The sequence below is a fragment of the Leifsonia sp. NPDC102414 genome, from assembly GCF_044765685.1.
Lineage (GTDB): Bacteria > Actinomycetota > Actinomycetes > Actinomycetales > Microbacteriaceae > Leifsonia.
Genome location: NZ_JBIWKN010000001.1, coordinates 816,124 through 841,563 on the forward strand (window position 1 = coordinate 816,124; position 25,440 = coordinate 841,563).

At 69.5% G+C, this 25,440-nt stretch carries 31 protein-coding genes and 1 tRNA gene; 19 read left to right on the forward strand and 13 right to left on the reverse strand.

Features of this window, described 5'->3' with window-relative positions; translation table 11 throughout:
- Window positions 1-47: 47 nt before the first annotated feature.
- Window positions 48-389: a hypothetical protein gene (locus tag ACIRCZ_RS03830; protein ID WP_402849808.1), complete on the forward strand. Its 342-nt coding sequence runs from the start codon at window positions 48-50 to the stop codon at window positions 387-389.
- A 31-nt stretch (window positions 390-420) separates the two neighbouring features.
- Here ACIRCZ_RS03830 and ACIRCZ_RS03835 read toward each other — a convergent pair whose 3' ends face one another.
- Genes ACIRCZ_RS03835 through ACIRCZ_RS03850 form a run of 4 tightly spaced genes read right to left on the reverse strand, consistent with a single transcriptional unit; the run spans window position 421 to window position 2,721 of the window.
- Window positions 421-1,083 carry a cation transporter gene (locus ACIRCZ_RS03835; RefSeq protein ID WP_402849811.1) on the reverse strand — a complete coding sequence of 221 codons (663 nt, stop codon included), beginning with the start codon at window positions 1,081-1,083 and terminating at the stop codon, window positions 421-423.
- Window positions 1,080-1,469, reverse strand: coding sequence for an ArsR/SmtB family transcription factor (locus ACIRCZ_RS03840; RefSeq protein ID WP_402849813.1), 390 nt, complete (start codon window positions 1,467-1,469; stop codon window positions 1,080-1,082). The genes ACIRCZ_RS03835 and ACIRCZ_RS03840 overlap by 4 nt, the downstream gene beginning before the upstream one ends.
- Before the next feature lie 59 nt (window positions 1,470-1,528).
- The gene (locus ACIRCZ_RS03845) at window positions 1,529-2,011 is read right to left on the reverse strand and encodes an NUDIX domain-containing protein (protein ID WP_402849816.1); all 483 of its coding nucleotides are present in this window, start codon (window positions 2,009-2,011) and stop codon (window positions 1,529-1,531) included.
- Window positions 2,011-2,721 carry a potassium channel family protein gene (locus ACIRCZ_RS03850; RefSeq protein WP_402849819.1) on the reverse strand — a complete coding sequence of 237 codons (711 nt, stop codon included), beginning with the start codon at window positions 2,719-2,721 and terminating at the stop codon, window positions 2,011-2,013. The genes ACIRCZ_RS03845 and ACIRCZ_RS03850 overlap by 1 nt, the downstream gene beginning before the upstream one ends.
- Window positions 2,722-2,786: 65 nt before the next feature.
- Here ACIRCZ_RS03850 and ACIRCZ_RS03855 point away from each other — a divergent pair, with 65 nt between their 5' ends.
- Window positions 2,787-3,245 carry an NUDIX domain-containing protein gene (locus tag ACIRCZ_RS03855; RefSeq protein ID WP_402849822.1) on the forward strand — a complete coding sequence of 153 codons (459 nt, stop codon included), beginning with the start codon at window positions 2,787-2,789 and terminating at the stop codon, window positions 3,243-3,245.
- A 91-nt stretch (window positions 3,246-3,336) separates the two neighbouring features.
- Here ACIRCZ_RS03855 and ACIRCZ_RS03860 read toward each other — a convergent pair whose 3' ends face one another.
- Window positions 3,337-3,672, reverse strand: a complete 336-nt coding sequence (locus tag ACIRCZ_RS03860) for a hypothetical protein (protein ID WP_402849825.1) — start codon at window positions 3,670-3,672, stop codon at window positions 3,337-3,339.
- 109 nt (window positions 3,673-3,781) lie between these two features.
- Here ACIRCZ_RS03860 and ACIRCZ_RS03865 point away from each other — a divergent pair, with 109 nt between their 5' ends.
- Together ACIRCZ_RS03865 and ACIRCZ_RS03870 are read left to right on the forward strand one after the other, a co-directional pair.
- On the forward strand, window positions 3,782-5,458 hold the full coding sequence (locus ACIRCZ_RS03865; RefSeq protein WP_402849828.1) for a bifunctional 3'-5' exonuclease/DNA polymerase: 1,677 nt from the start codon (window positions 3,782-3,784) through the stop codon (window positions 5,456-5,458).
- 76 nt (window positions 5,459-5,534) lie between these two features.
- Window positions 5,535-6,383 carry a DUF1684 domain-containing protein gene (locus tag ACIRCZ_RS03870; RefSeq protein ID WP_055893753.1) on the forward strand — a complete coding sequence of 283 codons (849 nt, stop codon included), beginning with the start codon at window positions 5,535-5,537 and terminating at the stop codon, window positions 6,381-6,383.
- 123 nt (window positions 6,384-6,506) lie between these two features.
- On the opposite strand, the gene ACIRCZ_RS03875 is transcribed toward ACIRCZ_RS03870, so the two are convergent.
- Window positions 6,507-7,061 carry a PadR family transcriptional regulator gene (locus ACIRCZ_RS03875; RefSeq protein ID WP_402849832.1) on the reverse strand — a complete coding sequence of 185 codons (555 nt, stop codon included), beginning with the start codon at window positions 7,059-7,061 and terminating at the stop codon, window positions 6,507-6,509.
- Between the two features lie 182 nt (window positions 7,062-7,243).
- On the opposite strand from ACIRCZ_RS03875, the gene ACIRCZ_RS03880 reads away from it, so the two are divergent.
- Window positions 7,244-7,747, forward strand: a complete 504-nt coding sequence (locus ACIRCZ_RS03880; RefSeq protein ID WP_402849835.1) for a DUF3145 domain-containing protein — start codon at window positions 7,244-7,246, stop codon at window positions 7,745-7,747.
- Window positions 7,748-7,883: 136 nt separating this feature from the next.
- Here ACIRCZ_RS03880 and ACIRCZ_RS03885 read toward each other — a convergent pair whose 3' ends face one another.
- The 6 genes from ACIRCZ_RS03885 to aceE form a co-directional block, all read right to left on the reverse strand.
- The gene (locus ACIRCZ_RS03885) at window positions 7,884-9,119 is read right to left on the reverse strand and encodes a beta-ketoacyl synthase (protein WP_055893764.1); all 1,236 of its coding nucleotides are present in this window, start codon (window positions 9,117-9,119) and stop codon (window positions 7,884-7,886) included.
- Between the two features lie 118 nt (window positions 9,120-9,237).
- The gene (locus ACIRCZ_RS03890; protein ID WP_055893767.1) at window positions 9,238-9,486 is read right to left on the reverse strand and encodes an acyl carrier protein; all 249 of its coding nucleotides are present in this window, start codon (window positions 9,484-9,486) and stop codon (window positions 9,238-9,240) included.
- 43 nt (window positions 9,487-9,529) lie between these two features.
- Window positions 9,530-10,534 carry a beta-ketoacyl-ACP synthase III gene (locus ACIRCZ_RS03895; protein ID WP_402849840.1) on the reverse strand — a complete coding sequence of 335 codons (1,005 nt, stop codon included), beginning with the start codon at window positions 10,532-10,534 and terminating at the stop codon, window positions 9,530-9,532.
- A gap of 10 nt (window positions 10,535-10,544) precedes the next feature.
- Window positions 10,545-11,465, reverse strand: a complete 921-nt coding sequence (locus ACIRCZ_RS03900) for an ACP S-malonyltransferase (protein WP_402849843.1) — start codon at window positions 11,463-11,465, stop codon at window positions 10,545-10,547.
- Between the two features lie 89 nt (window positions 11,466-11,554).
- Window positions 11,555-12,763 carry a CdaR family transcriptional regulator gene (locus ACIRCZ_RS03905; RefSeq protein ID WP_055893777.1) on the reverse strand — a complete coding sequence of 403 codons (1,209 nt, stop codon included), beginning with the start codon at window positions 12,761-12,763 and terminating at the stop codon, window positions 11,555-11,557.
- Between the two features lie 53 nt (window positions 12,764-12,816).
- Window positions 12,817-15,543: a pyruvate dehydrogenase (acetyl-transferring), homodimeric type gene (aceE, locus tag ACIRCZ_RS03910; protein WP_055893781.1), complete on the reverse strand. Its 2,727-nt coding sequence runs from the start codon at window positions 15,541-15,543 to the stop codon at window positions 12,817-12,819.
- A gap of 204 nt (window positions 15,544-15,747) precedes the next feature.
- On the opposite strand from aceE, the gene ACIRCZ_RS03915 reads away from it, so the two are divergent.
- The 8 genes from ACIRCZ_RS03915 to ACIRCZ_RS03950 all read left to right on the forward strand — a co-directional run bounded on the left by ACIRCZ_RS03915 (window position 15,748) and on the right by ACIRCZ_RS03950 (window position 20,603).
- Window positions 15,748-16,221, forward strand: a complete 474-nt coding sequence (locus ACIRCZ_RS03915; protein WP_402849847.1) for a peroxiredoxin — start codon at window positions 15,748-15,750, stop codon at window positions 16,219-16,221.
- Window positions 16,222-16,235: 14 nt separating this feature from the next.
- Window positions 16,236-16,308: transfer RNA gene (locus tag ACIRCZ_RS03920), tRNA-Val, on the forward strand.
- Window positions 16,309-16,375: 67 nt separating this feature from the next.
- Window positions 16,376-17,128 carry a DUF1295 domain-containing protein gene (locus tag ACIRCZ_RS03925; protein WP_402849850.1) on the forward strand — a complete coding sequence of 251 codons (753 nt, stop codon included), beginning with the start codon at window positions 16,376-16,378 and terminating at the stop codon, window positions 17,126-17,128.
- A 75-nt stretch (window positions 17,129-17,203) separates the two neighbouring features.
- Window positions 17,204-18,271, forward strand: coding sequence for a zinc-ribbon domain-containing protein (locus ACIRCZ_RS03930; protein WP_402849853.1), 1,068 nt, complete (start codon window positions 17,204-17,206; stop codon window positions 18,269-18,271).
- 138 nt (window positions 18,272-18,409) lie between these two features.
- Window positions 18,410-18,832, forward strand: coding sequence for a VOC family protein (locus tag ACIRCZ_RS03935; RefSeq protein WP_402849856.1), 423 nt, complete (start codon window positions 18,410-18,412; stop codon window positions 18,830-18,832).
- A gap of 7 nt (window positions 18,833-18,839) precedes the next feature.
- Complete coding sequence (locus tag ACIRCZ_RS03940) at window positions 18,840-19,397, forward strand: universal stress protein (RefSeq protein WP_402849859.1); 558 nt, start codon at window positions 18,840-18,842, stop codon at window positions 19,395-19,397.
- A gap of 88 nt (window positions 19,398-19,485) precedes the next feature.
- Complete coding sequence (locus tag ACIRCZ_RS03945; RefSeq protein WP_402849862.1) at window positions 19,486-20,037, forward strand: isochorismatase family protein; 552 nt, start codon at window positions 19,486-19,488, stop codon at window positions 20,035-20,037.
- Complete coding sequence (locus ACIRCZ_RS03950) at window positions 20,034-20,603, forward strand: GNAT family N-acetyltransferase (RefSeq protein WP_402849865.1); 570 nt, start codon at window positions 20,034-20,036, stop codon at window positions 20,601-20,603. The genes ACIRCZ_RS03945 and ACIRCZ_RS03950 overlap by 4 nt, the downstream gene beginning before the upstream one ends.
- A 30-nt stretch (window positions 20,604-20,633) precedes the next feature.
- On the opposite strand, the gene ACIRCZ_RS03955 is transcribed toward ACIRCZ_RS03950, so the two are convergent.
- Complete coding sequence (locus ACIRCZ_RS03955) at window positions 20,634-21,590, reverse strand: zinc-binding alcohol dehydrogenase family protein (protein ID WP_402849868.1); 957 nt, start codon at window positions 21,588-21,590, stop codon at window positions 20,634-20,636.
- 77 nt (window positions 21,591-21,667) lie between these two features.
- On the opposite strand from ACIRCZ_RS03955, the gene ACIRCZ_RS03960 reads away from it, so the two are divergent.
- The 6 genes from ACIRCZ_RS03960 (at window position 21,668) to ACIRCZ_RS03985 (ending at window position 25,416) form a co-directional block, all read left to right on the forward strand.
- Window positions 21,668-22,108, forward strand: coding sequence for a MarR family winged helix-turn-helix transcriptional regulator (locus ACIRCZ_RS03960; RefSeq protein ID WP_402849871.1), 441 nt, complete (start codon window positions 21,668-21,670; stop codon window positions 22,106-22,108).
- Between the two features lie 119 nt (window positions 22,109-22,227).
- Window positions 22,228-22,590 (forward strand): hypothetical protein, encoded by a 363-nt coding sequence (locus ACIRCZ_RS03965; protein WP_402849874.1) that lies wholly within the window; start codon window positions 22,228-22,230, stop codon window positions 22,588-22,590.
- Between the two features lie 95 nt (window positions 22,591-22,685).
- Complete coding sequence (locus tag ACIRCZ_RS03970; RefSeq protein ID WP_055893810.1) at window positions 22,686-23,720, forward strand: hypothetical protein; 1,035 nt, start codon at window positions 22,686-22,688, stop codon at window positions 23,718-23,720.
- 201 nt (window positions 23,721-23,921) lie between these two features.
- Window positions 23,922-24,296, forward strand: coding sequence for a hypothetical protein (locus tag ACIRCZ_RS03975; RefSeq protein WP_055893812.1), 375 nt, complete (start codon window positions 23,922-23,924; stop codon window positions 24,294-24,296).
- Window positions 24,293-24,523, forward strand: coding sequence for a hypothetical protein (locus ACIRCZ_RS03980; protein ID WP_402849878.1), 231 nt, complete (start codon window positions 24,293-24,295; stop codon window positions 24,521-24,523). The genes ACIRCZ_RS03975 and ACIRCZ_RS03980 overlap by 4 nt, the downstream gene beginning before the upstream one ends.
- Window positions 24,524-24,528: 5 nt before the next feature.
- Window positions 24,529-25,416, forward strand: a complete 888-nt coding sequence (locus tag ACIRCZ_RS03985; protein ID WP_402851646.1) for an alpha/beta fold hydrolase — start codon at window positions 24,529-24,531, stop codon at window positions 25,414-25,416.
- Window positions 25,417-25,440 lie beyond the last annotated feature (24 nt).

Sequence of the window (25,440 nt, forward strand, 5' to 3'; positions counted from 1 at the left end):
CCTGGCGGTGGATGCGCGGGGGAGCGGCCCGTCCATACGGTGGGACGGTGAGTTTCGCGCAGCGCCATCCGGGGGTCGTCGCAGCACTGCTGGTGTGCGCGCACGTGGTCGTCGCGCTGGCGGTGGCCTCGTGCGTGCTGCAGCTGTCGCTCGCGGTGGGCGGGGACGGGCTGTTCGGTCTGTCCAGGGTGTGGCCGGTCCCGCAGCTCGCACTCCTCGGTGCGGTGCTCCCCGTTCCGCTGGCGGCGATTGCGGCGTTCATGCTGGCGTTCAGCCGTGCGCGGGAGCGAGCGTGGGTGGCCCCGGTCGTCGGTATGGTCTCGACGGTGCTCGTCCCGGCGATCGTGCTCACATTCCTGCACGCGCCGGAGCCGATCCGCGGCGGTTGATGGTCAGCTCTCGCCGGTCAGGTCTCGCCGATCAGCTCTCGCCCGTCAGCTCGCTCACCGGCACCGTGCACGCGTCACCCTTCCACGCCTCGACTCCCTCGCGCACCGCGAACGCCGCGATCACGAGGCCGGCCACCGCATCCGCCCAGGCCCAGCCGAACAGCGCGTTGAGGGCGAGCCCCAGGAAGACCGCGGCGGAGAGGTAGCTGCAGATCAGCGTCTGCTTCGAGTCGGCGACTGCGGAGGCCGAGCCGAGCTCTCGCCCTGTGCGACGCTCGAACCAGCTGAGCAGCGGCATCACCAGGAGGCTGACCGCTGTGAGAACCAGACCGACAGGGCTGTGCGCCGCCTCGCGCATCCCGAGCAGCGACAGGGCGCTGTCGACGGTCACATACGCGGCGAGGCCGAAGAACGAGACGGCGATCACGCGAAGCGCCGTGCGCTCGCGACTCTCCGGGTCGGCGGCGGTGAACTGCCAGGCGACGGCCGCAGCGGACAGCACTTCGACGACGGAGTCGAGCCCGAATCCGATCAGCGCGGCGCTCGACGCCACGGTCCCTGCCGCGATGGCGACCACGGCCTCGACCACGTTGTAGCCGATCGTGATCGCGACGACCCAGCGGATGCGGCGCTGCAGCGTGCGCGTGCGCGCCGGGACGATCGGGCGGCCAGTCGATGCGGCGGTCGCGCTCACGCCGTCGCACCCGTTTCCACGGAGACGTCCACCGCCGCGCCGGGTCCGCAGCACAGTGGCACGTCGCAGTGCTCGTCGGCGCACGGCTCGCCGTCGTCGACCGCGAGGACCACATCCACCAGGCTCGTCAGCGCCCGCGTGAGGTGCGGGTCGGCGATCTCGTAGCGGGTCGACCTGCCGCTCGGCACCGCTACCACGATGCCGCAGCCGCGCAGGCAGGCGAGATGGTTCGAGACGTTCGAGCGGGTCAGACCGAGCTCCGTGGCGAGCGCGCCCGGATGACCAGGCTGCTCGATCAGCGCGAGCAGGATGCGGGAGCGGGTGGGGTCGGCCATCGCTCGTCCGAGGCGGTTCATCACATCGAGGCGGGAAGAAATGGTCAGCATGCACTGACTATACAGCGGACGCTGACCATTTCGCCACCCCGGAGCGGCCGACGTCGGGCCTAGGATCCGGTGCCGTCGAGGTGCCCGAGCAACGCGTCGAGGATGGGGCGCTGGCCCTTCGTGAGCTTGCTGCGCGCGAGCTCGATCGTTGTCCAGCGCGCGTCGTCGATCTCGGGGAACGACTGGATGCGCCCCGAGCGCGGCGGCCACTCCAACTCGAACGCGTTGCTCGTGACCGTCTCCGGCGCGAACGCCTCCGCCTCGGCCGCGAACACCGCGACCTTCTTGCCGGAGGAGAGCGGGAAGTCGCCGAGCGATGCGTACGCCGTGTCCGGCGCGGGAGATCCGATCTCCTCCTCGAACTCGCGTCGGGCGGCCGCGAGCTCCCCGTCGAGGTCTGTCGCCTCGACGATGCCCTTCGGAATCGACCAGGCGCCTTCGTCCTTCCTCGCCCAGAACGGCCCACCCATGTGCGCGATCCACACCTCTACCGTCGCCCGCCGACGGTAGAGCAGGATGCCGGCGCTGCGCACGCCCGGCATCAGGCGGACTTCCGTTCGAGGAGTTCGCGCAGCTCGCTGACCTGCGCAGACAGGGCTTTGATCTGGCCGCGCGTGGCGGCCCTGGTGTCGATCTCGGTCTGCGCGACGCGTTCGACGATCCAGGATGCGAGGGTCGCCGTCACGATGCCCAGCATCGCGATCCCGCCGATCATCAACCCGACGGCGACCAGTCGGCCCACCTCGGTGACCGGCGTGAAATCGCCGTAGCCGACCGTCGAGATCGTCTCGAACGCCCACCAGACCGCGCGCGCGAACGTGTTGATGTGCGCCCCTGGGGCGTGGCGTTCCGCATCCAGTGCCGCCAGCGCCGCCGTGAACACCAGCAGGGCGCCCGCACCGACCACGTACACGATCACGCGGCCTCGGAACGCGGCGCCGGCGGTGCGCTGCAGCACGGAGAGGATCGTGACGAGCCGCAGCAGGCGCAGTGGTCTCAGCATCGGCAGCACGACGATCGCCAGATCGAACAGGTGCGTGTAGAACCAGCGCCAGCGATTCGGCGCCAGCCAGAGACACACGAAGTAGTCGACGAGGAACACGCCCCAGGTGAGCCAGATGACGGTCTCGGCGACGATCAGCGACGGACCGGAGAGGTCGGCGATGACCTCCCAGGCGTACGCGACGAGGAAGAGGGCGGCCGCGCCGGTGAGCGGCCATTCGGTGATGCGGTGCCAGCGTTCGAGGGTCATGGCATCACCCTAGAACCGTGACACCGTGTGACAAGCCCGCAATCCACGGCGACTAACGTGGAGGGGTGAACAGTGGCGATGCGTGGGTCGAGGGTCCGGACGGTCAGCGGTTCTGGGGCCGTTTCGGAGCGGCCGGTCTGCTCGTCCACGACAGCCGGCGCGGCATCCTGCTGCAGCACAGGGCGGACTGGAGTCATTTCGGCGGAACCTGGGGGCTGCCGGGTGGCGCGCGGCACGAGGGCGAGTCCGCTGTCGACGGTGCTCTGCGCGAGGCGGCGGAGGAAGCGTCCGTGCCAGGGGATGCGGTGGCCGTGCTGTTCACGAGCGTCCTCGACCTCGGCTTCTGGTCGTACACGACCGTCGTCGCAGAAGCCGTTCGGCCGTTCGAGGCGCTGGTGGCCGACCCGGAGAGCATCGAGCTGCGCTGGGTGGAGGTGGGCGGTGTGACGGAGTTGCCGCTGCATCCCGGGTTCGCAGCAGCGTGGCCGGAGCTGCGGGCGCGACTGGTGGGGCTGGCGGACTGAACGCCTGATGGCGGTCTGAGCTTCTGACGGCGGTCTGAGCTTCCGACGGCGGCCTGGGCGTCTGACGGCGGCCTGCGAGCGACCCGATGGCTCAGGAGGCGATGCGTGGCCAGAGCAACGAGCCTGCGACGTCCTGGTAGCCGACGGGCATGCTGACGAACGCCGCAGCGCCGGGGTAGCTCACCTGGCCGGGATAGCGAGGTGCGCCCGGGTAGTCAGGTGTTCCGCGGAACGGGTGGGCGGTGTCGGTGAGCAGGCGGTCGCCCACGACGGTGCCGAGGTAGTGCCCGTCCGGGGTCACCACGTCGTCGTCGTTCCAGGGGAACCAGCCGATCCAGTCTCCGTCCGGGTTGAACAGGAACCGTCCTGTGTCGTCGATCCGGTACGCGATCCAGGTGCCCTGGCTGTCGTGCAGGTATGCGGTCATCGTCGATCGCCTTTCGGGTCGGCATCGTCGTTGTGTGAATTATCCTCACCTTCCCCGTCGCTGACAAGACGCGTCACGGAGTGTCGCACGCCGGCCGCAGAATGGATGCGTGCACCTCGTACTCGACCGGCCGTCGCCCGGCAGCGTTCTGGCGACCAGGGTCGACGCGGGCGGTGCGGTGGTCGGCGAGGAGACCATCCAGGCCGCCGCGCTGGCCGGGTTCGTCCGTGCCGAAGAGCGGGAGAGTCCACGCTGGGCGTGGAGCGACACCCGAGCCTGGTATCCGCCGCTGCTCGCCGCCGGCGTGCGCATCGAACGCTGCGACGACCTCCAGCTGAGCCACACAATCCTCCGGATGTCGTCGCTCTCGTCCGGCTCAGCGCTCGCGACGGCTCCGCTCGGGCTGTGGGACGCCCTTCCCGCCTTCGCAGAGGAGCAGCCTGCCGCTCACACCGCGCTGTTCGATCTCGACGAGGACGACCGGCAGGATGCAGCACCGTCCGCGCTCGAGGAGTTCCTTGCGCAGCGCGCAGCGGTCGACGGCAGCACGAGCCCCGGCCGACTGCGTCTGCTGCTCGCGGCCGAGTCCGCCGGGGCGCTGATCGCCGCTGAGATGCGCTTCGCCGGACTGCCGTACAGCGCGGAACGGCATGACGCGCTGCTCACCGATCTGCTCGGTCCCCGGCCGGCCGCTGGGCGGCCGGCCATGCTGGACGCCCTCGCGGCGGAGCTTCGCGCCGAACTGGAGAGCCCCGACCTCAACCCGGACAGTCCGCCGGAGGTGCTGCGCGCGCTCAAACGGGCCGGCCTCATGGTGACGTCGACACGATCGTGGGAGCTCCGCGATGTCGACCACCCGGCCATCCCGCCGCTGCTGCGATACAAGAAGCTCTCCCGCCTGCTCACCGCCAACGGCTGGACCTGGCTCGACACCTGGGTGCGCGACGGCCGGTTCCATCCCGACTACGTGCCCGGCGGAGTCGTCACCGGGCGCTGGGCGACGCGCGGCGGCGGCGCGCTGCAGCTTCCGAAGCAGGTGAGGGGAGCGGTGGTCGCCGACCCTGGCTGGAAGCTGGTGGTGGCCGACGCCGCGCAGCTGGAGCCGCGCATCCTGACCGGTCTGTCCGGCGACCAGTCGATGGCGGCGGCCGGGCGGGGGAAAGACCTGTACGAGGGCATCGTCGCGTCCGGCGCAGTGGAGGAGCGGGCCCAGGCGAAGGTAGCGATGCTCGGCGCGATGTACGGCGCGACGACGGGGGAGAGCGGCAGGCTGATGCCGCGGCTGACCAGGGCGTTCCCGCAGGCGATCCGGCTCGTCGAGGAGGCCGCGCGGGCGGGGGAGCGCGGCGAGGTGGTCACGTCGCGGCTGGGCCGCAGCTCGCCACGGCCGGGCGGCTCCTGGGCGGCCATCCAGGCGGCGGCGTCCGCGCCGGAGTCGACGGATGCGGACGAGCGACGCGCCCGCAGCCAGGCGCGCGATTGGGGCAGGTTCACGCGCAACTTCGTCGTGCAGGCGAGCGCGGCGGAGTGGGCGCTGTGCTGGATGGCCGACCTGCGCAAGCGGCTCACCGTGCTCGGCGAGGACGGACCACTGCTGGAGAGCCCCCACCTGGTGTACTTCCTGCACGACGAGGTGATCGTTCACGCCCCGGCCCAGCTCGCTCAGCAGGCCGCGGATGCGGTGGTCGCCTCGGCGGCGGCCGCCGGGCGCCTGCTGTTCGGCGGATTCCCCGTCGAGTTCCCCGTGACGGCCGCCGTGGTGGACAGCTACGCCGAGGCGAAGTGAGCCGGACGCCGCGAGACACGGAATGAAGCTGTGTCGGAGTTGGTTGTGGTGGGTGATCTGACCGAGGATGGAGACCATGACAGACACCGCCACAGCGCCAGCAGACCCCCGCGACATCCTGGCCAGGTACCGCCATCGCCGCGAGCAGGCCGTGACGGCTCCGAAGGGCAACCTGGCGCTGGTGAACACCCAGTGGATCACCGGGGACCCGGACGCCGAAGCACAGCCGGTGTGGGGCATCCCCGGGCTGTGGGCCCCGCTTCCGAAGGGTCAGTCCGGCCTGAAGGTCGTCGCGACGGCGGCCGACGGGATCGTGGTCGACGGCACGCTCGTCGACGGCGAAGCGATCGTGCGCGGAAAGGATGACGCGGCTCCGAGCGAGATCGTATTCAGCGACACCGTGACCGGCTTCGTGATCGCCAGCGAGGACGGCGACTACGCGCTGCGGGTCTGGGACTCCAACTCGGAGGCGATCCAGGAGTTCGGCTCGATCGACGCCTTCGACTTCAACCCGGAGTGGATCATCCAGGCGCAGTTCTCACCGATCGAGGGCGGCAAGACGGTCGGCTTCGAGCACCTGAAGGACGACGGAAGCACCCGCGAGAAGGTGATCCCCGGCGAGATCACGTTCAGTAAGGACGGCGTCGAATACAACCTCGCCGCGTTCAAGGCAGGGCGCGCCCTGCAGCTCGTCTTCGCGGACAGCACCAACGGGGAGTCGACGTACTCCGTCGGTCGGTTCCTGTTCGTGGCTCCGAACCCGGACGGCACCGTGACGCTCGACTTCAACCTCGCCGTGCTGCCGCCCTGCGCGTTCAGCTACAACTTCAACTGCCCGCTGCCGCCAGCGCAGAACCGCTTCGCGGTCCCCATCGAGGCCGGCGAGAAGAACGTCCTCAACAAGGCCGGCCAGCTCCTCCACTGACCCCCGTCCTGCCACCCCGGTCCGAAACAATCGAATCCGGAGTTGTTCATGTCCGCCCCCGGCGTGTCGTGTGAACAACTCCGGACTCGATTGTTTCGGGGACGGGGTCAGCGGGTCAGCGGGTCAGGCGGGGCGGCGGCCTCTGCGGGGGCGCTCGGGGGAGCGCGCGCGCAGCAGCGCGTCCGGATGCGCGGTGAGCGTCGAGGCGACCTCGTCGAGCCACTCGATGGCGGCGCGCGCTCCCAGTTCCGCTGCGCGGTTCGCTGCGAGGATGGCGCGCGAGTCCGCGTCATGGCTGAGCTCGCGGATGCGCTCCGAGAACGCCGCACGGTAGTCGGCGACCACCGCGGGCGCGTCGGCTCCGGAGAGGGACGCGGCGATGAGCACCTGGTCCTGCATCTCATCCCAGTCCGGGCGCGCATCCACAGGGCCTGAGGTCAGCCACTCCTCGGCCGCCGCGGCGCCGTCCGCCGTGAGGGCGTAGAGCGGGAGGCCGTCGTCCGTGGTGCCCGCTGGCTGCACGAGGCCCTGGTCGACCATCCGGTCGAGCGTCGAGTACACCTGACCGGCGTTGAGCTGGCGGCGGTGCGCCGCTCGCGCCAGGAACTCGCTCTGCAGCTGCGAGCCGTATGCTGCGCCCTGGGTGAGCAGGGCGAGGAAGCCATTCTGAACCGACATACTCGGTATGCTATTCCGTTCCGCCGCCACGCCGCAGCCAAACTGTTGCAATCTTGTGACATGCGGGGTTTCTGCGGCATAATTCACAGAAGAGACCGTTACGGTCCACAATTTCACACTGTGCCGGTGAGTACCGCCGATTGGTCGTTGGGGAAGACGCATCCAATCGAACGGAGGACATCATGGCGGCACACGCAAGTCGAGGAGTGCTCTACGTGCACTCTTCCCCTGGCGCGCTCTGCCCCCACATCGAGTGGGCGGCGGGACGCGCTATCGGTCGCGCCGTGAACTTCACCTGGGAGGCGCAGCCGGTGCTGAAGGGCGCCCAGCGCACCGAGTTCTTCTGGGAAGGCCCCCAGGGCACGGGCGCGGCCATCGCCTCCGCCCTGCGCGGCTGGGAGCACCTGCGCTTCGAGGTCACGGAGGACGCGGGGCTCGGCAGCGACGGCGGCCGATGGATGCACACCCCCGACCTCGGGATCTTCTTCGCCCAGACCGACACGGCGGGCAACATGGTCGTGCCGGAGGACAGGGTCCGCTACGCCATGGAGATCGCCGGAGCGAACGCCCGCGAGCTGCACCGCGAGCTGCGACTCGCGCTCGGACAGGCCTGGGACGACGAACTCGAGCCGTTCCGGCACGCCAGCGACGAGACCAGTGTGGTCTGGCTGCACAAGGTCGGCTGACCGAGAGGGTCCGCGACAGACTCCCGCGGCGGGCCGGCCCAGGCATCATGCGCTGCCGCCCGCACGCGGTGAAACGCGAAAGGCCCCGACCGGGGTGAACCGGTCGGGGCCTTCGTGCGTGCAGCCTCGGTCCGGATCAGACCGAGCGGAACGCGACGACGGCGTTGTGGCCGCCGAAGCCGAACGAGTTGCTGATGGCCAGCAGGTCGCCGTCGCCGAGCTTGCGCGGCGAGGTGACGACATCGAGCGGGATCTCCGGGTCCTTCTCCGTGAGGTTGATCGTCGGCGGCGCGACGCGCTCGTGCAGCGACATGACCGTGAAGAACGCCTCGATCGCGCCGGCGCCGCCCAGGAGGTGACCGGTGGATGCCTTGGTCGCCGACACGGGGATGCCCTCCAGCAGGTCGCCGAATACGCGACGGAGCGCGTTGTACTCGGCGATGTCGCCCACCGGCGTGCTCGTGGCGTGCGCGTTGATGTGCGCGACGTCGGACAGCGACGCTCCAGCGCCCTCGACCGCGGCGATCATCGCGCGAGCGGCCGCCGAACCCTCTGGGTCCGGAGCGGTGATGTGGTACGCGTCGCTGGTGACGGAGCCGCCGACGAGCTCGGCGTAGATCTTCGCGCCGCGCGCCTTGGCGTGCTCCTCGGTCTCGAGCACGAGTGCCGCGGCGCCCTCTCCGAGCACGAAGCCGTCACGCGTGACGTCGTACGGGCGGGATGCGGTCGCCGGGTCGTCGTTGCGCTTCGACAGCGCCTGCATGGCGGCGAAGGACGCGATCGGCAGCGGGTGGATGGCCGCCTCGGAGCCTCCGGCGATGACGACGTCGGCGAGGCCCTGCTGCAGGTGGTCGTATGCGTTCGCGATCGACTCCGTGGAGGACGCGCACGCCGACACGACGGTGCGGATGCCTGCACGGGCGTGCAGGTCCATGCCGATCGCCGCGCCAGGGCCGTTCGGCATGAGCATCGGGACCGTCATCGGCATGACGCGGCGCGGGCCGCGCTCTCGCAGGGTGTCCCATGCGTCGATCAGGGTCCAGACGCCGCCGATGCCGGTGGCCCAGTCCACGGCGAGCCGCTCAGGCTCGACCTCGGGGGAGCCTGCGTCGGCGTACGCCTCGCGCCCGGCGATGAGGGCGAACTGGCTCGACGGGTCGAGGCGCTTGACCTCGTGGCGTTGGAGAACGGAGGCGGCGTCGACCCTCGCCTGAGCGGCGAACGTGACGGGGAGCTCCAGCTCGGAGACCCACTCCTTCTCGATGGTGCTGGCGCCGGACTCGCCGGCGAGCAGCGCCTTCCAGCTCTCAGCAGCTGTGCCACCGAGGGGCGACGCTGCGCCCACGCCGGTGACGACGATCTTCTTGGTCATAACGGCAACTCTCCGTAGATGGAACACGGCACGCGCTCATGGCGCGGCCAACCGCGGGGGACCGGACATCGGGGGTGCCGAGCCGGTCCCGACCGCGAGGGACGTTTCTCGTGCGGGGTTAGGCCTGCGCCTTGACGATGAACTCGACGGCGTCGCCGACGGTCTTGAGGTTCTTGACCTCTTCGTCCGGGATCTTGACGTCGAACTTGTCCTCGGCGTTGACCACGATGGTCATCATCGAGATGGAGTCGATGTCCAGGTCGTCGGTGAACGACTTGCCCAGCTCGACAGTGTCGGTCGCGATGCCGGTCTCGTCGTTGATGAGCTCGGCCAGGCCGGCGAGAACTTCTTCGGTGGACAATGCCATGGTGTTTTCTCCTTGAGGGGTGTCGTTTTGACCGTTGAACAGTTTAGGGCAGCACGACGACCTGTGCGCCGAACACGAGTCCTGCGCCGAAGCCGATCTGCAGCGCAAGCCCGCCGGACAGCTCAGGATGCTCCTGCAGCAGCCGGTGGGTCGCCAACGGGATGGAAGCCGCCGAGGTGTTCCCGGTCGTCTCGATGTCACGCGCGATGGCGACGGTCTCCGGCAGTTTGAGCTGCTTGGCGAACTCGTCGACGATGCGCATGTTGGCCTGGTGGGGGATGAACGCCGCGAGCTGGTCGGGGGTGACGCCCGCCGCATCCAGTGCCTGCTTGGCAACCTTCGCCATCTCCCAGACCGCCCAGCGGAAGACCGTCTGGCCCTCCTGGCGGAGCGTCGGCCACGGCTTCTCTCCGTCGCGGAACTCCACGAGGGTGCCGTCCATTCCGACGGCGTCCGCCTTCGAGCCGTCGGAGCCCCAGATGGTCTTGGAGATGCCGGGGAACTCGCTCGGGCCGATGACGACAGCGCCTGCGCCGTCGCCGAGGAGGAACGAGATGGTGCGGTCGGTCGGGTCGACGACGTCGGACAGCTTCTCGGCGCCGACGACGAGCGCGTAGTGCGCGACCCCCGTGCGGATGAGCGCATCCGCCTGGGCGACGGCGTACGCGTATCCGGCGCACGCGGCGTTCATGTCGTACGCGGCGGCAGGGTTGGCGCCGACGCGGTCGGCGAGCACGGCGGAGAGCGACGGCGTCTGCCGTGCGTTGCTGATGGTGGCGACGATAACGAGGTCGATCAGCGCTGGGTCGACGCCGGAGGCGGCGATCGCCTCCTTCGAGGCCTCGGTTGCGAGGTCGACGGCGAGCACGTCGTGGCTGGCCCTCGTCCGCGTCACGATGCCGGTGCGCTGCCTGATCCACTCGTCCGAGGAGTTGATCGGGCCGACGAGGTCGTCGTTCGGCACGACGACGTCGCCGCGTGCCGCACCGATGGACAGGATGCGCGTGTACTGCGGGCCGTGGGCCTGCTGGAGCGTCGGGTGGGTCATCTGCGTCCTCCTAGGCGGCCTGGTCGATGAGGTCGAACGCGGCGGGCAGGTCGTCCGGCGTCTTGACCGCGACGCTCGGGATGCCCTTCAGACCGCGCTTGGCGAGGCCGACGAGAGCGCCGGCGGGGGCCACCTCGACGATACCGGTGACCCCGGCGGCCTGGAACGCCTCCATGCAGAGGTCCCAGCGCACGGGGGAGGACACCTGGCCGACCAGGAGCCTGAGGAACTCGGCTCCTGAGGCGACGCGCGAGCCGTCCTTGTTGGTCCACAGCGGCAGCGTCGGGTCGTTCGTCGCCAGCGTGGATGCGAACGCCTCCAGCGCGGGGACGGCCGGCGCCATGTAGCGGGTGTGAAACGCTCCGGCGACCTGCAGCGGGATGACCCTGGCGCGGGCCGGCGGGTTCTCGGAGAGCGCGGCGAGTGCATCTACCGCCCCCGCGACGACGATCTGGCCGCCGCCGTTGTAGTTGGCGGGGGAGAGGCCGAGCTCGTCCAGCTTCGCCAGCAGCTCCGTCTCGTCTGCGCCGATGACCGCGCTCATTCCGGTGGCGGTCTCGGCCGCTGCGGCTGCCATGGCGGCCCCACGCTCGCGCACGAACGCGACGGCGTCCGTCTCGCTGAGGACGCCTGCGCCCGCCGCTGCTGTCAGCTCGCCGACCGAGTGCCCCGCGATGCCGCCGATGCGGTCGCGGCGTCCGTCCGCGAACAGGGCGGAGAGCGTGAGGAGCCCGGCCGAGACGATGAGGGGCTGGGCGACGGCCGTGTCGCGGATCGTGTCCGCGTCGCTCACGGTGCCGTGCGCGACCAGGTCGATGCCGACGGCGTCGGAGATGCCGGTGAGCTGGTCGCGGAACCGCGGCTCGGTGAGCCAGGGGTCGAGGAAGCCAGGGGTTTGGGAGCCCTGCCCAGGGCACACGATGACGATCACGGGTTCCAGTCTGCCAATCTTCCGCGGTGCGGATGTGTCGAACGGATACCAAGTATCCCGGAAACCTTTGTTCCGGAGTGACAAGGATCTCAGGGGCGGCGCGGGCCGTCCGGCTCGTTGATGGAGCCGACGATCAGCGCAGCCTGCAGGATGAGCGCCTCTCTGGCGCCCGTCGCATCCCAGCCGATGACCTCTGAGACGCGCTTCAGTCGGTACCGAACGGTGTTCGGGTGCACGAACAGTTCGCGGGCCGTCGCCTCCAGCGACCGGCCGTTGTCGAGGTAGCACCAGAGCGTGGTCAGCAGCTCGGTCGAGTGCGCCTGGAGCGGACGGTAGATCCGGTTGATCAGCGTCGCGCGCGCCAGCCCGTCGCCGGCGAGGGCGCGCTCCGGCAGCAGATCGTCCGCGTGCACGGGGCGCGGGCAGTTGCGCCAGGCGCGCGCGACCGCGAATCCGGCCAGCGCTGCTTTTGCGCTCTTCGACGCATCCACCAGGCTCGGCACCTCGTGGCCGAGCACCAGGTGGCCGGCGCCGAATCCAGGCTCGAGCTGCGTCGCGATCTCCAGGAAGCTGACGACAGGGGTCGCGCCGATGGCGTCGTCCGGGGTGGATGCGCTCGGCCAGGCCCGTCCGATGACGAGCACCAGCCTGCTGCCCTGCACCCCGATCAGCACGTCAGCCGACATGTGCCGCGCCGTGCGGCGCAGCTGGTCGACGTCGAGGAGCTTGGGCGCCGTGCCGACGAGCACGGAGACCTCGCCGTGGCCGTGCCAGCCCAGCGCCGCGATCCTGCTCGGCAGCTCGTCGTCGTACTCGCCGGTCAGGATGCTGTCCACCACGAGCGCTTCGAGTCGTGCGTCCCAGAGACCGCGGGCCTCCGCGGCGCGCGCGTACACGTCAGCCGCTCCGAACGCGATCTCGCGGGAGTACAGCAGGATCGCCTCGCGGAGCGCTTCTCCGCCGTTCTTGACCCTGTCCTCGACGACCTCGACGGTCACCTTGATGAGCTGCAGGGTCTGCTGCAGGCTGACGCTCCGGAGCAGCTCACGAGGAGCCGCCCCGAAGACGTCGGCCGCGATCCACGGCGTCGACCGCGGATCGTCGAACCACGAGATGAACGACGAGATGCCCGCCTGCGCCACGAGGCCCACCGCCGACCGCCTGCCAGGAGGCATGTCGCGGTACCACGGCAGGGTGTCCTCGAGGCGCTTCAGCGTGGCCGTTGCGAGCTCGCCGGAGATCTTGCGCAGCCACAGGAGGGTGTCTGCCTTCGACCTCTCCGCGGCCTTCTTCGGCACAGGAGCTGACTTCTTCTGCGCAGGATCTGGCGTGTTGGGCACGGGAGCCGACGTCAGCTCTCGCCGCCGGCGCTGCCGGTGGTCCCCGCGTTCACGTCGTGCAGCAGGTACTTCTCGATCGCCCACGCCGGAGCGTTCGGGTCGACCTGCCCGCGAGCGGCAAGCAGCTCGAGGGTGCGGACGACCATCGACGGACCGTCGATCTTGAAGAACCGGCGCGCAGCGGGCCTCGTGTCCGAGAAGCCGAAGCCGTCCGCACCGAGCGTCGCGAACTCACCGGGCACGAACTGCCGGATCTGGTCGGGAACCGCGTGCATGAAGTCGGTCACAGCGACGAACGGGCCGTCCGCATCCTGCAGCTTGCGGGTGACGTACGGCACCTGCTTCTCCTGCTGCGGGTAGAGGAAGTTGTGCTCCTCCGCCGCGAGGCCGTCGCGGCGCAGCTCCGACCACGAGGTGACGGACCAGACATCGGCCGACACGCCCCAGTCCTGCGCGAGCAGGTGCTGCGCCTCGAGCGCCCACGGAACGGAGACACCGGATGCGAGCAGCTGCGCCTTCGGGCCGGACACGTCCGACACGCTCAGGCGGTGGATGCCGCGCACGATGCCGTCGACGTCGACGCCCTCCGGCTCTGCCGGGTGGACGATCGGCTCGTTGTACACCGTGAGGTAGTACATGACGTTCGGGTCCGGGTGGTTGCCGCCGTACATCCGCTCCAGACCGCTGCGGACGATGTGGCCGATCTCGTAGCCGTACGCCGGGTCGTACGAGACGACGGCCGGGTTGGTGTTCGCGAGGACGAGCGAGTGGCCGTCGGCGTGCTGCAGACCCTCGCCGGTCAGCGTGGTTCGGCCGGCGGTGGCACCGATCATGAAGCCGCGGGCCATCTGGTCTCCTGCGGCCCAGATCGCGTCCCCGGTGCGCTGGAAGCCGAACATCGAGTAGAACACGTACACCGGGATGAGGGGCTCGCCCTGGGTGGCGTACGACGTTCCGACGTTGGTGAACGCCGCGAGAGCGCCCGCCTCGTTGATGCCGACGTGGATGATCTGGCCCTGCGGGCTCTCCTTGTACGCAAGGAGCAGCTCACGGTCGACCGAGGTGTAGTGCTGGCCGTTCGGGTTGTAGATCTTCGCGTTCGGGAAGAACGCGTCCATGCCGAAGGTGCGCGCCTCGTCCGGGATGATCGGGACGATGCGGTGACCGAAGTCCTTCGCGCGCAGCAGGTCTTTCAGCAGACGCACGAACGCCATCGTGGTGGCGATCTCCTGCGTGCCGGAGCCCTTCTTCGAGATGGCGTACGCCGAGTCGTCGGGGAGGTTGAGCTGCGTGTACTTGCTGCGCCGCTCCGGCACGTAGCCGCCGAGCGCGCGGCGACGGTCGTGCAGGTACTGGATCGCCTCGTCCTCTGGGCCGGGGTTGTAGTACGGCGGAAGGTACGGGTTCTCCTCGAGCTGCGCATCCGACACCGGGATGCGCATGGCGTCGCGGAACGTCTTCAGGTTGTCGAGCGTCATCTTCTTCATCTGGTGGGTCGCGTTGCGGCCCTCGAAGCTCGGACCGAGGCCGTAGCCCTTGATGGTCTTCGCGATGATGACGGTGGGCTGGCCCTTGTGCTCGGTGGCAGCCTTGAACGCCGCGTACACCTTGCGGTAGTCGTGGCCGCCGCGCTTGAGGCCCCAGACCTGGTCGTCCGTGTAGTCCTTGACGAGTTCCAGGGTGCGCGGGTCGCGGCCGAAGAAGTTCTCGCGCACGTATGCGCCGTTCTCCGTCTTGTACGTCTGGTAGTCGCCGTCCGGGGTCTGGTTCATCAGGTTGACCAGCGCGCCGTCCGAGTCGCGGGCGAGCAGGTCGTCCCACTCGCGGCCCCAGATCACCTTGATGACGTTCCAGCCGGCTCCGCGGAAGTAGCTCTCGAGCTCCTGGATGATCTTGCCGTTGCCGCGCACAGGGCCGTCGAGGCGCTGAAGGTTGGCATTGACCACGAAGGTCAGGTTGTCGAGCTTCTCGTTCGCTGCCACCTGGAGCTGGCCGCGGCTCTCGACCTCGTCCATCTCGCCGTCGCCGAGGAACGCCCAGACGTGCTGGTCGCTCGCATCCTTGATGCCGCGGTTCGTGAGGTACTTGTTGAGCTGCGCCTGGTAGATCGCGTTGATCGGGCCGAGGCCCATCGACACGGTCGGGAACTGCCAGAACTCCGGCATGAGGCGCGGGTGCGGGTACGACGACAGGCCGCCGCCCGCGTGCGACTTCTCCTGGCGGAAGCCATCGAGCTGGTCGGCGCTCAGGCGGCCCTCGAGGAAGGCGCGGGCGTACGGGCCGGGGGAGGCGTGGCCCTGGAAGAAGATCTGGTCTCCTCCGCCAGGGTGGTCCTGACCGCGGAAGAAGTGGTTGAAGCCGATCTCGTAGAGCGTCGCGCTGGAGGCGTAGCTCGAGAGGTGGCCGCCGACGGCGATGCCTGGGCGCTGCGCGCGGTGCACCATGACCGCCGCGTTCCAGCGGATCCAGGCGCGGTAGCGGCGCTCGACCTCCTCGTCGCCGGGGAAGTCCGGCTCGTTCTCCGGGGAGATGGTGTTGATGTAGTCCGTGGTCGGAACCATCGGAACACCGAGCTGCAGTTCTTTGGAGCGCTTGAGCAGGCTCAGCATGATCTCACGAGCGCGCTCGTGGCCATGGGCCGCAACCAGTGCGTCGAGGGATTCCTGCCATTCGGCGGTCTCCTCCGGGTCCGAATCGATGTGATTCACCGAGTACGGGTCCTGGTCGTTTACAGTCACCCTCGACCTCTTTCTTGTGTCGGATAGATGGTAGACGGAGCTGATCGCTGTCGGGTCACAACAAGGGCGATGGCACCATCTGCCAGCCTAGCCTCACTCCGCGCCTCCCGTTGACCGCTCCATTTGACTCCACGGCAAGCGGGTCTAAGCTGTGTGCTCGTGCGTGCGCGGCATTCCGATCCGCGAGCGTCGAAAGGAAACACCATGGCTCTGGAGAACGACACCCAGGCACCCGACTTCGAACTCGTCGACCAGTACGGCCAGACGGTGAGGCTCAGCGACTTCCGCGGCACGAAGGCGGTGGCGCTGGTCTTCTTCCCGCTCGCCTTCTCCGGCACCTGCACGGGCGAGCTGTGCGCGCTGCGCGACAACCTCAATCTGTTCAAGGACCACGCTGTCGAGCTGATCGGCATCTCCGTCGACTCCAAGTACACGCTGCGCGCGTGGGCGGAGCAGGAGGGATACGACTTCACCCTCCTCGCCGACTTCTGGCCGCACGGCGAGATCTCCAAGGAGTACGGCGTGTTCCTGCAGGAGAAGGGCTTCGCCAACCGGGCGACGTTCGTGATCGACGAGTCCGGCATCATCCGGGCGTCGTTCATCACTGCCCCCGGCGAGGCGCGCTCGATCGAGGCGTACAAGGCGGCGCTGGAGCTGCTCCTGCTGCACGTCGGCTAGGCTGACGGGCTGAAGGGCCTTTAGCTCAGCTGGTAGAGCGCCACGTTTACACCGTGGATGTCGTCGGTTCGATCCCGGCAGGGCCCACACGACGCGACCGTCGGTTCGATGCGGGCCCACCCACATAGCGCCACGCACGCGCTAGGCTCCCCGCATGCCCGACGGTCCGTATCGCTGGTTCGTGTATGCCGAGATCGCCCTCGCGGTGGCCACCTTCGTCGCTCTGTGCTTCGTGGTAGCGCCGTACGGACGGCACGGCCGCTCCGGATGGGGGCTGACCGTACCCGCGCGGGTCGGCTGGGTCGTGATGGAGAGTCCAGCATCCATCGTCTTCCTGCTGTTCTACCTGCTCGGCGACCACCGGTTCGAGCTGGTGCCTCTGCTGTTCCTCGCGCTGTGGCAGCTCCACTACGTGCAGCGCGCCTTCGTCTACCCGTTCCTGATGCGCACCGGGTCCAGGATGCCCGTGTCCGTCGTGGGGATGGCGATCCTGTTCAACCTGCTCAACGCGTGGGTGAATGCGCGGTGGATCTCGCAGTACGGCCAGTACGCGAACAGCTGGCTCGCCGACCCTCGGTTCTGGATCGGCGTGGTCGTGTTCATCGCCGGGTTCTCGCTCAACCTCGGTTCCGACCGCATCCTGCGCAGGCTGCGGGGTGCGCGATCCGGCGGGTACAGCATCCCGCGCGGTGGCGGATACCGCTGGGTGTCCAGCCCGAACTACCTGGGCGAGATGGTGGAGTGGACCGGCTGGGCGATCGCGACCTGGTCGCTCGCCGGGCTGGCGTTCGCGCTGTACACGATCGCGAACCTCGCACCGCGGGCGATGGCGAACCACCGCTGGTACCGGGAGACGTTCGACGACTATCCGCCGGAGCGAAAAGCGATCGTCCCCTATCTGCTCTGACGGTGGTGCCGCGTACGCTGACCGCAGACGGGGCCGGCCGGCGGTCGTCGGCTGAAAAACGAACGGAGCGGAGCGGTGCCGGAGAGCGTCGAGCAATGGTGGGCGCGCCGCCAGTGGTCGAAGGGCGAGGAGACGCCGTACCCGATCGGGCGATATCGCACGGACTGGGAGCGCTACCCCATGCTGATCCGGCAGTACCACCCCGACCTCAACCACGGCATCGTGCTCAGCCAGGTGCCGCCCGCCGCCGAGGTCTACCTGCTCTGGGAGTGCGACGCGGGGCACCGCTTCGTCGCGACCCCGGAGGAACAGCGCTCGCGTCCTGGCGGAACGCGACGGAGGTCGGCGTGGTGCCCTGCCTGCGCGGAGGGTGCAGCGCCGCGCCGCATCCGGATGCCGCAGCAGGACGACGGGATGCACGTCTGCGGCCACGCACGCGACCCCCGCAGGATCGAGCACGACCCAGCTGACGACCGCTGCTTTCTGTGCCGCAGGCTCGATGGAGAGCGACTCACCCGTGAGGAGCTGGTGACGCTGGCAGCGCCGGGATCGCGGGTGGCGGTGTCGGCGGAGAACGGCACGGCGCGGACGCACTCCTGGCAGTGCGACAGGGGGCACCCGGTCTATGAGGCGAGCATCGAGCGCATCCTGAGCGGCCGCCGCTGCCCTGTCTGCCGGCACGCGGCGGCGGGGGCGGACGCTGTCGCGGTCGGGGACGCGTTCGTGAGCAGGTGGGCGCCGACTCCGGCGTCCGCTGCGGAGCCGGCACTCAAGCAGCGGATCGCCGAACGGCTCGACGTCGATCTCGGCAACAACGCTGTGCGGGTCGCCCGGCCGTTCTTCTCGCACCTGGAGGTCTGGCCGGACATCGTGATCCCCGAGCTCAGGATCGCGATCGAGTACGACACGACGGGCAGGCACGGGCTCGAGCACGTGGGTCGCAGGGAGGCGACGGACAGGAAGAAGGACAGACTGCTGCGGGCGGCCGGCTGGGAGGTGGTGCGCATCCGGTGCGGCAAACTGCAGCCGATCGGGCCGTGGGATCTGACGGCCGGTGGGGTCAGCGCTGTGCTGGTGGACCGCATCCTCGAGCGGCTGGGGGAGATCAGGGGCGAGCTGATCGTCGGTGCGTATCGCCGGTGACGACGCGGCACGGAGAACGCCCGGAAATGCACGTAATTCCGCGGAACTCTGCACTCGTGCAAGGTCGGTGGCCATCGCTACGCTGAACCCGTACCGGCCCGACGAACGGCCGGGGGAACCGACATTAAGGAGAGGCCGATGGCTTCGACACTCAACCCCTACCTCAACTTCCGCACCTCGGCGCGTGAGGCGATGGACTTCTATCAGTCGGTCTTCGGAGGGGACGTGCAGCGGAGCACCTTCGCCGAGTTCCAGGTCAGCACAGACCCGGAGGAGAAGGACCTCATCATGCACTCCCAGCTGACGACACCGTCCGGCTTCACGCTGATGGTGGCCGACGTGCCGAAGCACATGGACCTGGCCGAAGGCTCGAACATCTCGGTCTCCCTGAGCGGCGATGACGAGGAGGAGCTGTCCGGATACTTCGCCAAGCTGATCGAGGGCGGCACCGTGGTCGAGCCGCTGTCGAAGGCGCCGTGGGGCGACAGCTTCGGGATGGCCGTGGACAAGTTCGGCGTCTCCTGGCTGGTGAACATCGCCGGAACGCCCCCGCAGGGTTGAATCGAGCATGAGCCTGTCGTCGGCCGCCGGTCCCGTGGTGGTGGGGGTGTATCCCGGCCAGCCGGTCGCCGTCGTCCAGGAGGCCGCCGCACTGGCAGCGCTGCTCGACAGGCCGATGGTGTGCGCGTACGTGACGCCGGACAGCTATCTCACCGAGTGGGAGCGCGCCGACCTGCGCCGGGAGGCATCGCTGCATCCGGAGGCTGTCGCCCCGGAGGACGAGCGGTTGGCGGTCGACCTCGCCGCCGCGATCACGGCGGCGCTGGCGGACGCGTCGTCGGGCGCGTCGTCCGTGTCCGACGCGGTCGCGGGCGGCGCGCGCGCGTTGCGTGGCGGCTGGGTGCTGCGGATGCTGGCCGGCGACCCGGCGAAGGCGCTCGCCAGGCTCGCGGACGAGCAGGATGCGGCCATTGTCGTGGTGGGGACGCACCAGGCCGGTTTCGGCCACGCGGTGGAGGAGTGGCTGTCCGGGTCGGTGGCTGTACAGCTCACGCGGGCGCAGCTGCGGTCGGTGCTCGTGGTGCCGATCGGGCACGAGTCCCGGCGCACGCCGACGTTGGGGTGACGGCGGGTGTCGGGGAGCGGTCTCCGTCGTCCTGCAGGGCAAAACGCAGGGCAGGATGCAGGACAGAACAGCAGGGGAAGGGGAACACATGTCAACGCTGGAGGGGCGCGACGCGTCTGCGCTGCTGGTGATCGACGTGCAGAACGGTGTCATCGACGGCGCGTACCGTCGAGACGAGGTGGTCGGCACGATCCGTTCGCTCGTCGACAGGGCGAGGGACGAAGGAGTGCCTGTGGTCTGGATCCAGCACTCGGACGACAACATCGAGTACGGCAGCGACGCCTGGCAGTACGTTCCGGAGTTGAGCCGTGCCGACGACGAGGCGCTGGTGCCGAAGCACTATGCGGACGCCTTCGAGGAGACCGCGCTGGAAGAGGTGCTCGCCTCGGCCGGCGTCGGACGGATCGTGGTGACGGGGTCGCAGACCGACGAGTGCATCCGGTCGACCATCCACGGCGGGCTGACCCGTGGCTACGACGTGACGCTGATCGGCGACGCGCACACCACGGAAGACCTCAGTGAGTGGGGAGCGCCGACGCCGGATCTCGTCGTCGCCCACACGAACCTGTACTGGGGCAACCATCGCGCGCCCGGCCGCACGGCCGAGGTGGTCGGGGCGGCCGACGTCAGGCTCGGGTGAACGTCGACACGGCGACGCGGCCGGGGGAGCGGATCGCGTCGCGCGGCGGGGTGAGCATCCATCGCTGGTCTGAGGACGACCTCCCCGTCCTGCGCCGGGCGAACACGGCAGAGATGACGGCCTTCCTCGGCGGCCCAGAGCCAGAGGAAAAGGTGCTCGACCGGCACGAACGCTACCTGCGCTACTGGCAGAACGGCGAGGCGCGGATGTTCACGATCCGGGTGGACGAGGCGGCGGAACCCGTCGGTTCGGTGGGGTACTGGGAGACCGTCTGGCACGACGAGCCTGTGTACGAAGCCGGTTGGGGTATCGCGACCGGCTATCAGGGGCGAGGGGTCGCATCCCTGGCACTGGCGGCGTGCCTGGGCGACGCAGCGACGCACGGGGACCGCCGGGCCGTCCTGGCGTTTCCGCGCGTCGACAACGCGGCGTCGAACGCGCTCTGCCGGGCGGTCGGCTTCGTCTGCGCGGGAGAGGAAGGATTCGAATACCCGAAAGGGCACCCGATCCGTGTGAATGCCTGGGTGTACCAGCTGCGGGATGGCGCGGGGATCGCCGGAGGGTGAGCTGCGGTCTGCCTGCGCGTGGCTGCCCGGTCAGGGCGTGAGCACGATGCGGCTGGTGGTGGCCGTGTCCGCCCAGGCGGTGGCGACGTCGGCGAGGGGGACGGCGACCGCATCCAGCCGGAATGCACCGGAGGCGATGGTGTCGGCCAGGGCCGGCAGTGCGTCCAGGATGTCGCGCGTCGGGACAGAGCCCTGTCCGCTGCCGACGATGCGGAGGTCGGCGGCGCGGAGAGCCGCGGACGGGATGGGGGCCGTGCGGCCGGCGACGGAGCCGATCTCGATCCACGTGAGGGGGCGCGAGCTGTCCCCTCGGGCGGTGACGAGGCCGGTGATGGCTGCTGCGGCCGGCTCGCCCCAGAGGTAGTCGAGCACCACGTCCACGTCGGCCGCCGCGTGCCCGACGGCGTCCGCGATCGCGGCAGGGTCACCGGCGATGGAGACGGTGGCTGTCGCGCCGAGGGGCGCAAGGGCGGAGAGTTTCGCGTCGTCGCGTCCGGCGGCCACGATCGCGTCGGCGCCGAGGAGTCCGGCCACCTGCACCGCCAGGCTTCCTGCGCTGCCCGTGGCGCCGAGGATCAGGACGCTCTGCCCGCGTTCAAACCGCATCCGGCTGCGGAGAGCCAGCCACGACGACATCGCGGGGTTCATCGCGGCGGCCACCAGGATCGGGTCTGCGTCGTCCGGCAGCAGGATGCTGCGGCGGCGGTCGATCACGGTCTGCTGCGCCATCGAGCCGAGCGTGGTGTCCGGGAGGATGAAGTACCGGAGCGCGCCGGAGGCGTCTCTCCCGACGCCGTCGATGCCGGGGATCAGTGGGAGCTCGTCCGTGCTGGTGTAGTGGCTGCCGTCCGCCTGGGAGCGCACCCGAGGGTGGAGCCCTGCAGCGAGGACGTCGACCACCAGCGCGTCATCGCCGGATGCGCGCGGGGCGGGCACCTCGGCGAACGCCGGGGCGGAATCGAACGACGAGACGACTGCAGCCTTCACGGGGACCTCCACGATATGGTTGGTAACACGAAGTATTCTTAGTTCGTAACACCAACTATGTCAAGGAGGGTCTGCTCATGGCCGACGATGTGCACCGCGAGGCGGACGATGACGCCCTGATCGACGCTCTGGTCCAGTTCTCCTACCGGGCGATGGGCGTGCTCAGCAGGATCGCCGCGGAGAACGACCTGTCGCTGACCCAGCTGCGGGTGCTCGGCATCCTGCGCGACCGGCAGCTGAGGATCACGGCGATCGCCGACTATCTGGGGCTCGAGAAGTCCACACTGTCCGGCCTGGTGGATCGCGCGGAGAAACGAGGGCTGGTCGAGCGGACGCCGTCCGTCAGCGACCGCAGGGCGGTGGAGGTGCGGCTCACGGCGCGCGGGCAGGAACTCGGTGCGCAGCTCACGGCGCAGCTCCGGCGGGAGCTGGCGCCGTACACCTCGACGCTCGGAGGGGCGGAGCAGGGGCAGGTGCGCACACTGGTGGAGCGGATGCTCGGGGCAGGTCCGCAGTAGTCCGGCCGGTTCGCAGTGCTCCGGCTTGAGCGAGCCGCGAGGACAGCGTACGGGGTGCAGGCAGCGTGCTCCGGAAACTGGGGGCGGCGCATCCTGAGCGACGGTGGCAGACTGCGGGCATGGGTATCGAGGAGTGGTGGAGCGATCTGTCGGGCTTCGAGCAGCAGTGGCTCATCGCGAACAACGGGGATGCGATCCCGGACGGCATCGTCGCGTCGATCGTGGAGGCGGGAGGCTCGGTCGAGATCGTCGGCGCGGAGGACGAGGCGGACGACGTTCCGCCCGGCAGCTACCTGACCGATGAGGACGTCGACTGGATCGAGGAGGTCGCGAACGCCGAAGGCGATGAGGACCTCGACGAGGAGGACGACGACCTCGACGAAGACGACGAAGACGACGATGACGGCGTCGACGTCGCGCTCGACGGCGGGGAGGACGCCGACCTCGGCTTCGACGACGAGGACCTCGACGAGGAGGAGTGAGCCGCGCGCTGCCGGCCGGGACGCCAGATGCGGTTTGCGTCGCCTGAGCCCAGGCGTCGCTTGCGTCGCATGAGCCCAGGTGTAGTTTGCGTCGCATGACAGACACCGCCGTTCTCGATTGGCTGCTCGACTCCGATCCCGCGCTGCGCTGGCAGGTCGAGCGCGACCTGCTCGGCGCGCCCCCTGAGGTGTGGGCCGTCACCAGGGCACGCGTCGCCACGGAGGGTTTCGGCGCCCGACTGCTGGCAGAACAGGATGCGGACGGGCAGTGGGCGGGCGGGGCGTACTTCCCTGGCGACATGGAGTTCGACCATCCGGACCCGCGCGACGACGGCGGCCAGCCGTACACCGCCACCACCTGGAGTCTCAACGCTCTGCGCGAGTGGGGCGTCGACGCCGCCGTCCTTGCGGGCACCGCGGAGAAGCTCGCCGCCAACAGCCGGTGGGAGTACGAGGATCTGCCGTACTGGGGCGGCGAGGTCGACTGCTGCATCAACGGGTTCACCCTCGCGAACGGCGCGTGGCTCGGCGCGGACGTGTCCGGGCTCGCGCAGTGGTTCGTCGAGCACAGGATGGCGGACGGAGGGTGGAACTGCGAATGGGTGGATGGGTCGACCAGGTCGTCGTTCCACTCCACGCTCAACAGCCTGAAAGGGCTGCTCTTCTTCGAGGGCGCGACCGGTGGCAGCGACGCTCTGCGGGCGGCGAGGCATGCAGGCGAGGAGTATCTGTTGGAGCGCCACCTCCTGCATCGCCGGTCGACGGGCGAGGTGGTTGCGCCGTGGGCGACGCGATTCGGCTACCCGTTCCGCTGGCAGTACAGCGTGCTGAACGCCGCCGACTACGCGAGGGCGGCGGCGCTGCACGACGACGCTGCCCCCGATCCACGGTTGGCAGAGGCGGTCGAGTTGATCCGGGCATCCCGAACGGCGGACGGCAGGTGGCTGCAGGAGTACCGCCACCCTGGACGGGTCTGGTTCGAGGTCGATGTGCCGCCGGGGGAGCCGTCGCCGTGGCTGACTTTCCACGCCACGCGCGTTCTGGAGTGGTGGGACGCCGCGAACGCATCGGCCGGAGTGCAGGACGCAGCGGCAGACGACGCGCAAAGGTCGGAAGCGCCAGGGGATTGACGAGCGAGCCGCGGAGGGCCACGGTGAGCGGCGAACCGGATGGCGGGTCGATCCGACAGGGGCGGACGAAGAGACCGCAAGCCCGGTGTGGCGGCGGCCGTGCGAGACCGCACGGCCGCCGTCCTCGACGCCGGCGACCGCATCCCGCGCCCGACACGAACAGAACGGCCGGCACAGCGGCCGGAAGAGAGAGGGGAGCCAGTGACCGTTCAGCTCAACAAGGATGCCCTCGCGCACGCGCGCGGCCTGCTGCACAGCGGCGACGTGGTCGCGGACGAGCGCGACGACTGGAGCGAGCACGCGCCGTCTGCGGACGACGAGAACGCGTTCATCGACAAGCACGGCATGGCCGAGTTCGCGAAGTGGCATCTCGGTGAGGACACGTCGAAGACGGAGGGCACCAAGGGGCGGTACTCGTTCCCGTACGGCGACTTCCGGAAATTGCACCGCTGCGCGGTGATCTCCGGCGAAAGCAGAGCGGGGCAGTACGACCACCCGACCATCGAGAAGGCGCTGAAGGACCTGCTGGGCGGCATCGACCGCCAGCGGGACACAGGAACAGGAGCACGACGATGAGCGACGCACGAGAGAGAGCACAGGAGACCGCCTCCGCGGAGGCGCCTGAGACCGCGCAGGACGACACGGACCCGGAGACGGAGGAGGGCAAGCTGCTCGACGGCCGCGAGCCGTACGACGCGGACGGCGTCGTCGAGCCAGGGCACGAAGCCGCGCCTGGCGCGCCGGACGACGGCGCAGGCACGGACGACATCGCTGCGGAGCCGCTCGACGACGATCAGCTTTGACCGGGATGTTCGCCGGGTTCCAGACCGACGACATCGACGTCGGGGACAGCGTCGTCCACGTTCGGCACGCCGGTGACGGCCCGGCCGTCGTCCTCCTGCACGGGCACCCGCGCACGGGGTCGACCTGGCACAGCGTGGCCCCTTCTCTGCTCGAGCGGGGGTTCACGGTGGTGGTCCCCGATCTGCCGGGCTACGGTGCATCCACAGCCCCCGACCCGCAGCCGGATCACGCCCGGCACTCCAAGCGGGCGACGGCGGAGCGCATCCTGGCGACGATGGATGCTCTCGGCCACGACAGGTTCGCGCTGGTCGGGCACGACAGGGGCAGCTATGTGGCGTTCCGGCTCGCCCTCGACCATCCGGAACGGGTGCCCAGGTTGGCGCTACTCGACTGCATCCCGATCGTGGAGCACCTGGAGCGCATCACCCCGGAGTTCGCCACGGCGTGGTGGCACTGGTTCTTCTTCGCCCAGCCGGGCATCCCTGAGCGGGTGATCCTGGCCGATCCGGACGCCTGGTACCACGGCGATCCCCAGCGGATGGGGCAGGAGAACCACGACGAGTGGCGGCGCGCGATGCGCACCAGCAGCGTGGTGCTGGCGATGCTGGAGGACTACCGGGCCGGGCTCACTGTCGACGTGGCGCACGAGAAGGAGGACCGCCGCGCCGGCCGGCGGATCGAGCAGCCGCTGCTGGTGCTCTGGTCGGGCCGCGACGACCTGGAGGAGCTGTTCGGCGACCCGCTCGCGATCTGGCGCGACTGGGCTGACGACGTCAGCGGCGGCCCGATCGACTCCGGGCACCACATGGCGGAGGAGCGGCCAGAGGCGCTGGCTGTCGCGCTGGGGGAGTTCCTGGACCCGCTGTTCGGTGACCCGCAGCACGACGCGTGACACTCAGCCCCTACCCAGGGAACC